The sequence below is a fragment of the cf. Phormidesmis sp. LEGE 11477 genome, from assembly GCF_015207105.1.
Taxonomy (GTDB): Bacteria; Cyanobacteriota; Cyanobacteriia; order Phormidesmidales; family Phormidesmidaceae; genus Phormidesmis.
The window spans coordinates 1-1,919 of the sequence record NZ_JADEXO010000249.1 but is presented as its reverse complement, the minus strand read 5'-3'; the positions used below and the strand labels follow the sequence as shown (position 1 = coordinate 1,919).

Sequence of the window (1,919 nt, the reverse complement as noted above, 5' to 3'; positions counted from 1 at the left end):
GGACGTTAATTAAAATGCTTGTCGAGACGGGCTGACGGGGGTACTTAAGCTTGCTTAGGTATCTAGTTAAGAGTCTTTGAAGCAAGAATCTCCGACTATACCCATAGGGTTAGGGGGAGAGCGTCAAGCATCTGATTACCAGGTACCCCGCGTACGCTCATACCACTTCACCAAGACTTTAGCGAGTCGCTCAGGGTCATGACGCACCGTGCTGTCTTTTTCACTCATGATGTTGGCGATTACAATCCGGCGGCCCGACTCGGTGACTGCCTTACGGTCTAGAATTACCGGCGTTGCGCCTTCTTTCAGGTATCGGTTGATCGCGGCTTCAGAAGGCAGACGCTTTTGTACCAGCACCGCGTCGAATAGATATCGGCCACAGGATCGATCGATCGCTTCAACATGCTTGGAGACTGTGTAACCTTGGGTTTCACCTGGCTCGCTCATAATGTTGCAAATATAGATTCTGGGCACCCGCCGCGCCGCGATCGCCTCTACTAGCTCGGGCACCAAAAAGTTTGGAATAATGCTGGTATACAGACTTCCTGGCCCCACGATGATGTAGTCCGCCTCGTTAATCGCTTCTACCGCTTGGGGCAGTGCAGGTGGATTCTTTGGCAGACAGCCAATCTCGTCGATATTCCCTCCTGCTTTAGTGATGTTAGATTCGCCTTCTATGTAGCGGCCATCGCTCAAGTTAGCCCACAGCTTGACATCGCTCAGCGTAGCTGGCAACACTCGACCGCGAATTGCCAGGACCTGAGAGCTGGCTGCGATCGCCTGCTCCCAGTCCCCAGTAATTTCATTCATCGCCGACAAAAACAGGTTGCCAAAGCTATGGCCACTTAGCCCGGTTCCATTTTCAAATCGGTACTGAAATAGCTCAGTCAGTAGCTTTTCCTCGTCGGCTAGCGCCGTCAGACAGTTGCGGATATCGCCCGGTGGAATTCCCCCCATCTCCCGGCGCAGTCGACCTGAAGAGCCCCCGTCATCCGCGACCGTCACAATCGCGGTGATATTTGCGCTATAGTGCTTCAGTCCGCGCAGCAGCGTAGATAGACCAGTTCCACCGCCAACGACGACAATGCGGGGACCTCGGTTTAGCCGACGGTGAGTGGCGATCGCATCCCAAAGATTATTTTCTCCGTTTGCTGGCAGCAGCACCTCGACAATCGTGCTAAACGTCCGCGTTTGTCCCCACACCAGCAGCAGCAGCCCACCTAGAATTGCTAGCGGCCCACTGACATAGTTGGGGACAAGCCGAGTAATCAAATTGAGTAGGTTACCGACAAACCTTACTGTGTAAAATACCGGCGTTAGCTTCAGCCAAACCATTACCCCTAAGCCAATCGCCACAATTCCGATCGTGCTCAGAAACAGCCAGCGTTTCACAAATAGTCCCGGCTTCAGCCACCTTGCCCAGCGCCGAGGCGTTGCATATAGCTTTCTACGAGTTGGGCGCATAGCGAGTGAAAACAGCAGCTGAGATCGCAGTTGGCGTCATACTGCACTAGGTTTATACCGTGATTGGGAAGCGGGCTTCCTCTGGGGCGTTCTTCTTCTATTGAGCTTCTACCCTATTCTTCTCTTTTCCGTTCAATATTATGAAAAGTTGATACAGAATGGTTAAAGGCTCTCACGGCTCTTCTTCCCTTTCGTCCGTCCTAATCTATGTTCAACCCATCTCACTCTACTAGCGAAACCGATCCTAGCGATCTTCCATGCGGGTCTGAGTCTTTAGTCAAAGTCGAAGGCATTGCTAAGCGATTTGGCGATAATCGAGTTCTCGACGGTGTCACTATTGATCTGTTACCAGGAGAAGCTGTTGCTATCATTGGCCCGTCTGGGACAGGAAAGTCGACGATATTACGGGTGATAGCGGGCCTACTTGCCCCCGATGAAGGCGAAGTCTGGGTGGG

The 1,919-nt window shown here is 52.4% G+C and carries 2 protein-coding genes; one reads left to right on the top strand and one right to left on the bottom strand.

The genetic code is table 11. The features are described 5' to 3' along the window. Positions 1-135: 135 nt before the first annotated feature. Positions 136-1,464 carry a gluconeogenesis factor YvcK family protein gene (gene yvcK / locus IQ256_RS29055; protein WP_193859156.1) on the bottom strand — a complete coding sequence of 443 codons (1,329 nt, stop codon included), beginning with the start codon at positions 1,462-1,464 and terminating at the stop codon, positions 136-138. A gap of 207 nt (positions 1,465-1,671) precedes the next feature. Here yvcK and IQ256_RS29050 point away from each other — a divergent pair. Continuing rightward, the coding region (locus tag IQ256_RS29050; RefSeq protein WP_193859155.1) for an ATP-binding cassette domain-containing protein at positions 1,672-1,919 on the top strand (248 nt) is incomplete at its 3' end.

Coding starts and splice junctions, on each gene's coding strand:
- yvcK (WP_193859156.1), bottom strand. CDS start 1,464: ATGCGCCCAACTCGTAGAAAGCTATATGCAACGCCTCGGCGCTGGGCA.